Below are 7890 nucleotides of genomic sequence, written 5' to 3' on the forward strand. Positions count from 1 at the left end.
AACCAACCAATCAATTATTATCTATCTTTTCGCTGTCGATACCGTTTTAGTAGCTCTTTTTTAAAATCATCTTCCGCTTTTTTAAGTTTAATAATTTTACTTGGCGAAATTATTTTTTTAAGCTCAGCTATTAATTCTTTTCGGTATTGTAATTCTTTTTGCTCTAGCTCTAACTCTCTATCAATTAAAGTATTTGCTTCAGAGCTGTTCATAGAGTCTACACCGTTTTTTAATTTTGAGTAGATTTCTCTTTTCTTTGTTCTATGCAAATCGTGCATTTTTTCATCATACAGATTATAAACTGGCCAAAATTTTTCTGCTTCAGCAGAAGAAAGTTGGAGTGCTTGCGTAATATGAGCGGTTTTTAAAGCATCTATCTTTTTATGCCACTCTTCTCTGTCGGTTTTTTGAGCAAATGCAGCTGAACTAACCAACACCAATAGAATAAGTATTTTTTTCATATTATTCATTTAATAAAATGGATTCATCAACAGTTTCTAAAAGGTAACTTTCCATATCTTCTTCGGAAATAGTCTCAGTTTCATAGTACAATGAACTATTATCGTTTTCTGAAAGCATACTAGATACATCATACACATCAAAATCAAGCTCACCTTCGTTTATATAATTTTCAATGGCTAAATAATCGACCGAGTTAATATCAAAGGCTACAGTTTTATTTTGATTAAACAGTAAAACTATTAACACGATAGAGGCAGCAACGGCAACTACGTATCTTAAATTCTTATTAGCAAACAGCGAACGCACTTTTGTCTTTTTCCCTGAAATGTCAGGATGCTGCATTAAGGTTTCTTCTAATGAGTCAAAATAACCTTTTGGAGCAGCAAACCCTGTTTCTTTAGGTAATTTATCTGAAGCTATCGTTGTGAAGAGATCTTCTTCAAACGCTTCAAAATATCCCTTCGGAATTTTAAAACCAGATGTATATTTTTGCTTGTCCATTTATCTTATGACTATAGAAACACTAAAAGGTTTCATTTTGTAACAGTATTTGTTTTAAGTAGTTGTAAAACCACTCTCATGGGTTTTTAAAAATTCAGTTATTTTTTTTACCGCAATATGATAACTGCTTTTTAGCCCGCCTACTGAAGTTTCCAAAATTTCTGAAAGCTCATCGTAGGTGTGTTCATCAAAATATTTCATATTGAATACCAGTTGCTGTTTTGGCGGTAACGTGGCTATAGCCTTTTGCAATTGTATTTGAATAGTCTTTCCTTCAAAATAAACATCACTCGTTAAATTTTCAATAGCCCGCTCTTTTACTTCTTCTGAAGAAATCTGTTTCCTTTTAGCCCGTTTATTTATAAATGTAATGGACTCGTTGGTAGCAATGCGGTACATCCACGTATAAAGTTTGCTATCACCTTTAAATGAATGAATGTTTTTATAAATTTTAATGAATGTATTTTGTAATACATCATCGGTATCATCATGATTCAATACTATTTTACGAATATGCCAATATAACCGTTCTTTATATTGAGACATGAGATCTCTAAAAGCAGCTTCTTTTTGCTTATCGTTTTGTAAAGCAGTGACTAAATCGTTCTCTGTTACCAAAAAAAATAATTATTTATCTATTTTGACCTCTTTAAATGTAAAAGGTTTAATTGTAAAACTACTTTTTTTTAATTGATATTATTATTTGTATAAATCGATTAAAAACAAATTTTAACGATAAAAAGCGTAAATAGTTTTTTTGTAGGAAAATAATTACTAATTTTGAGGAACACTACTTATGTGTGTGTTTTTGTTATAAGCCTCAAGTATAGCAAAAACAAGTTAAAAACGGGTCTAAGCGGGGGCTGACCCGTTTTTTCATTTCTTTGAAAGTTCTAATTTACAACAAACGAATTTGTAAGAATAGCTGTAAAAATTAAAGTAGAATAATCGATAAAGTGTAAAAAATCAAGATTAAATACATTTTTTCTTTGTGAAATTAAAAAAAGAATATATATTTGAATTAAATAACTTACTTATGTAATCACCATGTGCCCCAAATATGGTGATTAAAATTAAAAAAGAGCGGTTCCCCAACCGCTCTTTTTTATGTTCATAAGTTTGTGTTTAGTAACTATGCTAATGATTGCATTTCAACTAAACTGTGATATACACCTTTTTTTGCTAATAGTTCATTGTGCTTTCCTTGTTCAACAATCTTACCCTTTGAAAGGACCACAATTTTATCGGCATTTTGAATGGTTGATAATCGATGCGCAATAACTACAGAAGTACGATTTTTCATCATTTTCTCTAATGCGTCCTGTACCAATCGTTCGCTTTCTGTATCCAAAGCTGAAGTGGCTTCATCTAAGATCATAATAGGCGGGTTTTTAAGTACCGCTCTTGCAATGCTCAAGCGTTGCTTTTGTCCGCCACTTAATTTATTACCACTATCACCAATATTGGTATCAATTCCTTTAGGTAAGTCTCTTACAAACTCCCAGGCATTGGCAATTTTCAACGCATCTTCAATTTCTTCAGTTGTAGCATTTTCTTTAGCAACTAGTAAATTTTCTTTGATGGTATCGTTAAACAATATAGAGTCTTGAGTAACCAGTCCTAATAAGTTACGTAACGATTTTTGTGTAATGGTTTTAATATCATATCCATCAACTGTTATCGATCCTTCATTTACATCGTAAAAACGGGTCAATAAATTGGCGATGGTACTTTTTCCACTTCCGCTTTGTCCTACAAGAGCCACAGTATCACCTTTTGGCACGGTAAGTGAAAAGTTTTGAAGTACATATTCATCTTCATATTTAAAGGAGATGTCCTTGATTTCAATTTTACTTATAAATCCTTTTTTGTCGCGAGCCTCTGGAATGTCTTTGATCGTAGATTCTGTTTCTAATATTTCCAGAACACGCTCAGCAGCCGCATTTCCTTTTTTAACACCATAACTCGCTTTGCTAATCGCCTTTGCCGGGGTTAAGATATTGTAAGCAAGACCCATAAAAACAATAAATTGTTCTGGTTCTAAGGTTCCTTCTACTAATACCATAGAACCGCCATACCACAGTAAAATAGCGATGACTACAATTCCTAAAAATTCACTAGTAGGCGAGGCAAGATTTTGTCTGTTAATCAAAGAATTTGAAAACTTATAAAATCGTGAAGTCGAATCATTAAATTTCCTGTTAAAGATACGTTCAGCGTTAAAACCTTTGATAATTTTAAGTCCGCCAAGCGTTTCTTCCAAAATACTCAAAAACATTCCTTGTTCCCTTTGTACATTATCAGATTTTCTTTTTAGACTTTTACCAATACGCGAAATAATTAAACCAGAAACTGGTATAAAGATAAATACAAACAATGTTAGCTGTGGACTTATAACCAACATAGCGATAATGGTAAAAAGAATCATTAAGGGTTCGCGTACAATCAACTCTAAAATAGACAGGAAAGAATGTTGTATTTCCAATACATCACTCGTTATACGGGCAATAGTGTCTCCTTTTCTTTTTTCGGAATAAAAAGAGACCGGTAAGTCTATTGTTTTTTTGTACAATGCGTTCCGAAGGTCTTTTAACACACCGTTACGTAAATAGGTGATAAAGTACATCGCCAAATAGCCAAACAAGTTTTTTAGTAAAAAAGTACCAATTACAAGCGAAATCATAATCATAAGAGCGTTTAGCTCTCCAGTAGTTTCAATTTTCTGGTTGATGTAATAATTTGAGTAACTTTCTAAGTAACTGCCAATTTCAGTAATCCCTGTGTACTCCGGCACTGTGGAAACTTTTTCTGAATTTCCAAATAATACTTTCAGCATCGGCATTAGCGAAACAAATGCCAAGGTGCCAAACAAGGCATAAAAAACGTTTGATATAATATTCATCCACGCATACCCTTTATAAGGTCGTGCAAAACGGAGTATTTTTTTAAAATATTTCATTAGCTAATGTTTAAATGCGTACTAATGTTATCAATTTTTTGTTGCAGTTTTTCTGAAACATTTTCTCCTGTAGATTTTGTATTCACACTCATATAAAACTTAATTTTAGGTTCTGTTCCACTAGGTCGCATTGCAATTTTACTACCATCTTCGGTGTAATAAATTAATACATTTGATTTTGGAATGTCTAAAGTTTCCATTGTTTTAGAAGGAAATGTTATAGCTTCTTGTTTTTGTAAATCTTCAAAACGGATTACGTTGCTGCCAGCAATTTCAGTGAAAGGATCTTCACGAAGCGTTTTCATCATTTCTGAAATTTCTTCAGCTCCTTTTTTTCCTTTTTTAACCAATGAAACCAAATGCTCACGGTATGTTCCATACTCATCATAAATTGATTGTAAGTACTCAAACAGGCTACTTCCAGCTTCTTTTTTCTGTGCAGCAATTTCACAGGCGAGTAGGGTAGCGGTCACCGCATCTTTATCGCGTACAAAATCACCCACCATGAAACCGAAGCTCTCCTCACCACCGCCAATAAATTCAAGTTCTGGGAAGTCTTTTACCATTTTGGCAATCCATTTAAAGCCAGTAAGACCTTCTTTGTAGATTACTTGATAGTTTTCAGCTAATTTTTGCATCATTGGAGTAGAGACCACCGTTGAGGCAATAAATTGGGTGCCGTTCAATTTTCCCGCTTGTTTGTATTGTTCCAACAAAAAGTGGGTTTTTAGTACCATGGCTTGGTTACCGTTGAGTATTGTTAACTTTCCATCGGTATTACGTACGGCAATACCCAAACGGTCACAATCGGGATCGGTACCAATTACAATGTCTGCACCCTGTTTTTCTGCTAACTCCAAAGCTATTTTTAATGCGGCTGGTTCTTCTGGATTAGGTGATTGTACGGTTGGGAAATCGCCATCTGGTTTGGCTTGTTCTTCTACAACAGTTACATTTTTATACCCAGCTTCTTCTAAAACCCTTGGAATCATGGTAATTGAAGTTCCGTGAAGCGATGTAAAAACAATTTTTAAATTATCTTTCGCTTTTTCTGAAGTATTAAAACTTCCATTTTTGATAGATGCTTCAGCAAAAGCATCATCAACTTTTGAATCTATTAGTTGGATTTTTTCTGAATTGGCTTCAAAATTAATATCTGAATATTCCAACGAATTTATTTCAGCGATAATTTCGCCATCTTGTGGTGGAACTAATTGTCCGCCATCTTCCCAATATACTTTGTAACCGTTATATTCCGGTGGGTTGTGAGATGCTGTTAAAACAATTCCGCATTGACAGTTAAGATGCTTCACTGCAAATGAAAGCTCTGGCGTAGGGCGTAAATCTGAAAAGAGATACACTTCAATATCATTTGCTGAAAAAACATTGGCAACTACCTGTGCCAATTCTTTACTGTTATGACGACAATCATAGGCAATTGCAACCTTTATAGTTTGGTTGGGAAATTGCTCTTTTAAATAATTAGAAAGTCCTTGTGTGTTTTTTCCGAGGGTGTATTTGTTGATTCGGTTGTCGCCAACTCCCATAATACCACGCATTCCACCAGTACCAAAAGCTAGATTTTTATAAAAACTATCTTCCAGCCCTTCGGGGTCGTGAGCTATCATTTCTTTTATGGTGTGTTGTGTTTCGGTGTCAAAAAAAGGAGTGAGCCATTTATTGACGCGCTCTAATATAGTAGGATCTACGTAAATCATTCGGTACAATTAAAAGTGCAAAAATAAGGAAACCAATTCGTTATTCTTTAACGTTTCGGTGTTCTTTAATAGTGTAGTTTTTTGAATTCTTCTTACTGCGCAAAATTAGTTCACCTAAAAAACCTGCAAGGAAAAGTTGGGTTCCTAAAACCATAGCGGTTAAAGAGATAAAGAATTCAGGACGTTCGGTTAAAAGGCGTGCTTGTTTATGAATAAATAATTTGTCTATTCCTAAGTATAAGGCGAAGCAAAAGCCTATAAACAACATAAAAGCGCCCCAAGCTCCAAAAAGATGCATGGGTCTTTTTCCAAAGCGTGATAAAAAAGAAATAGTAATTAAATCGAGAAAACCACGAACAAAGCGTTCGGCTCCAAACTTGGTCGTGCCATATTTTCGAGCTTGGTGCTTCACTACTTTTTCACTTATCTTGTTAAAACCAGAGTTTTTAGCCAATACTGGGATATACCGATGCATTTCGCCAGTAACTTCAATGGTTTTAATTACGTCATTTTTGTATGCTTTTAAACCGCAATTAAAATCGTGTAGTTTAACACCAGAAGTTTTTCGAGCGGCAAAATTAAACAGCTTAGAAGGCATGTTTTTAAAAATAACCGAGTCGTATCGTTTCTTTTTCCAGCCTGAAACCAAATCGTAACCGTCATTTACAACCATTTTATATAAATCTGGAATTTCTTCTGGGTTATCCTGTAAATCGGCATCCATAGTGATTACTACATCCCCAATAGCAAGTGCAAAGCCAGCGTGCAAGGCTTGCGATTTTCCGAAGTTTTTTAAAAACCGAATGGCTTTTACTTCCTTGTGTTCGCGTGCCAATTCGTCAATTAAGTTCCAAGAGTTGTCTGTACTACCATCGTCAATAAAGATGAGTTCGTATAAAAAACCATTGGATTGCATAACGTTTGCAATCCAATGGTAAAGTTCTTTTATGGATTCCTCTTCATTAAGAAGTGGAATAACGATGGATAAATTCATGTATTATTTTTATTCGTAGGTTGGGCGGTTTTGTTTCATTATTAAACCTGAAATTAATGAAATGATAAATCCGAAGAAAAGCGAAGCAATCATTCCCATTGCAAACATTATCCACGGACTCATAAACTTCTCGGTCATTCCCATGGCCATGTCCATTTGTTCTTGAGTCATATTAGGATTTTGCTCAATCATTTTTTCTTGGGTAGCATCGAGCATTTGAGGAATAAAATCAGGTTCGATAACAGTGATAAATAAATATGTGAAAATAGAACCTATAACTCCTGCAATAAGTGAAATTAAAAGACCTGTTTTAAGAGCATCACCAAGAGACATAAATCCGCCACTTCCACTCTTAAAAGCTTTTAAACCATATACAATGCATACTGCCATAAATATAAAGTTTAATACAGATTGCCACCAAGGCTGTTCTAAATGCATCCCCAGTACATATACAATAACAGAGACACCTATGGTTAATAGAGCAAGAATAAGACCATAATTAAGGCCAATTTTTTTAACTGATGCAGTTTGATTTTCCATTTTTAAGAAGTTTGAGCCTCCAATTATTGGCAGGCAGGTTTGGTTAGTTAGTTAACAAAAGTAGTAAATTGTTACGGTTTATTTTTCTGAAATATACAATCTATGTAATTTTGGATGAAAGTTTGATTTTCTTTTCAAAAAAAATCTAATTAGTATTGTCTGTTTATTAAAAATAATTAAATTTGCATTCTCAAAATTGAGACCCTATTAAAAAGATAACAAGATGAAAAAAGGTATCCATCCTGAAAATTATAGAGTAGTTGCTTTTAAAGATATGTCTAACGACGATGTTTTTTTAACAAAATCTACTGCAGAGACAAAAGAGACGATTGAGGTTGACGGTGCAGAATACCCATTGGTAAAACTGGAAATATCTAGAACTTCTCATCCATACTACACAGGTAAAGCTAAATTACTTGATACTGCTGGACGTATTGATAAGTTTAAAAACAAATACGCAAAATTCAAAAAATCACCTAAAAAAGAGGAAGCTAAAGATAGCGAGTAATCTTTTTTTGATACAATATATAAGGAGCCTTCGATTTTTCGAGGGCTTTTTTTATTTGTCTATTCTTAAATCGGTTGTTTCGATACAATTTTTCAAGTTTGCTATTGCAAAATTAAAAAATTACTCAACAACCTTACTTTTGATTTGTATATTTACTGAATACTGAATACTGAATACTGAATACTGAATACTGAATACTGAATACTGA

Annotated in this window: 8 protein-coding genes; 1 reads left to right on the forward strand and 7 read right to left on the reverse strand. The window is 33.7% G+C overall.

The window, feature by feature from the left end; genetic code table 11:
* Positions 1–17: 17 nt before the first annotated feature.
* From AACZ92_RS04570 to AACZ92_RS04600, 7 genes are all read right to left on the reverse strand, one after another.
* Entirely contained in the window at positions 18–461 is a 444-nt protein-coding gene (locus tag AACZ92_RS04570) for a sensor of ECF-type sigma factor (RefSeq protein ID WP_339697603.1), read from the reverse strand.
* A 1-nt stretch (position 462) separates the two neighbouring features.
* Complete coding sequence (locus AACZ92_RS04575) at positions 463–963, reverse strand: hypothetical protein (RefSeq protein WP_339697605.1); 501 nt, start codon at positions 961–963, stop codon at positions 463–465.
* Positions 964–1017: 54 nt separating this feature from the next.
* The gene (locus tag AACZ92_RS04580; protein WP_339697607.1) at positions 1018–1581 is read right to left on the reverse strand and encodes an RNA polymerase sigma factor; all 564 of its coding nucleotides are present in this window, start codon (positions 1579–1581) and stop codon (positions 1018–1020) included.
* A 514-nt stretch (positions 1582–2095) separates the two neighbouring features.
* Positions 2096–3922 carry an ABC transporter ATP-binding protein gene (locus tag AACZ92_RS04585; RefSeq protein ID WP_339697609.1) on the reverse strand — a complete coding sequence of 609 codons (1827 nt, stop codon included), beginning with the start codon at positions 3920–3922 and terminating at the stop codon, positions 2096–2098.
* The gene (locus AACZ92_RS04590) at positions 3922–5640 is read right to left on the reverse strand and encodes a phospho-sugar mutase (RefSeq protein ID WP_339697610.1); all 1719 of its coding nucleotides are present in this window, start codon (positions 5638–5640) and stop codon (positions 3922–3924) included. Before AACZ92_RS04590 ends, AACZ92_RS04585 begins: the two co-directional genes overlap by 1 nt.
* Before the next feature lie 40 nt (positions 5641–5680).
* Positions 5681–6634 (reverse strand): glycosyltransferase family 2 protein, encoded by a 954-nt coding sequence (locus AACZ92_RS04595; protein WP_339697611.1) that lies wholly within the window; start codon positions 6632–6634, stop codon positions 5681–5683.
* Positions 6635–6643: 9 nt separating this feature from the next.
* Positions 6644–7174, reverse strand: coding sequence for a DUF4199 domain-containing protein (locus tag AACZ92_RS04600; RefSeq protein WP_339697612.1), 531 nt, complete (start codon positions 7172–7174; stop codon positions 6644–6646).
* A gap of 223 nt (positions 7175–7397) precedes the next feature.
* On the opposite strand from AACZ92_RS04600, the gene AACZ92_RS04605 reads away from it, so the two are divergent.
* Positions 7398–7682 (forward strand): type B 50S ribosomal protein L31, encoded by a 285-nt coding sequence (locus AACZ92_RS04605; protein WP_117159807.1) that lies wholly within the window; start codon positions 7398–7400, stop codon positions 7680–7682.
* The last annotated feature ends 208 nt before the right edge of the window (positions 7683–7890 follow it).

Source organism: uncultured Marixanthomonas sp. (genome assembly GCF_963974425.1).
Lineage (GTDB): Bacteria > Bacteroidota > Bacteroidia > Flavobacteriales > Flavobacteriaceae > Marixanthomonas.

What these genes read in the sequence shown, in the direction of transcription:
- AACZ92_RS04570 (WP_339697603.1), bottom strand. Translation starts at nt 461, where the DNA reads ATGAAAAAAATACTTATTCTATTGGTGTTGGTTAGTTCAGCTGCATTT.
- AACZ92_RS04600 (WP_339697612.1), bottom strand. Translation starts at nt 7,174, where the DNA reads ATGGAAAATCAAACTGCATCAGTTAAAAAAATTGGCCTTAATTATGGT.
- AACZ92_RS04575 (WP_339697605.1), bottom strand. Translation starts at nt 963, where the DNA reads ATGGACAAGCAAAAATATACATCTGGTTTTAAAATTCCGAAGGGATAT.
- AACZ92_RS04595 (WP_339697611.1), bottom strand. Translation starts at nt 6,634, where the DNA reads ATGAATTTATCCATCGTTATTCCACTTCTTAATGAAGAGGAATCCATA.
- AACZ92_RS04585 (WP_339697609.1), bottom strand. Translation starts at nt 3,922, where the DNA reads ATGAAATATTTTAAAAAAATACTCCGTTTTGCACGACCTTATAAAGGG.
- AACZ92_RS04605 (WP_117159807.1), top strand. Translation starts at nt 7,398, where the DNA reads ATGAAAAAAGGTATCCATCCTGAAAATTATAGAGTAGTTGCTTTTAAA.
- AACZ92_RS04590 (WP_339697610.1), bottom strand. Translation starts at nt 5,640, where the DNA reads ATGATTTACGTAGATCCTACTATATTAGAGCGCGTCAATAAATGGCTC.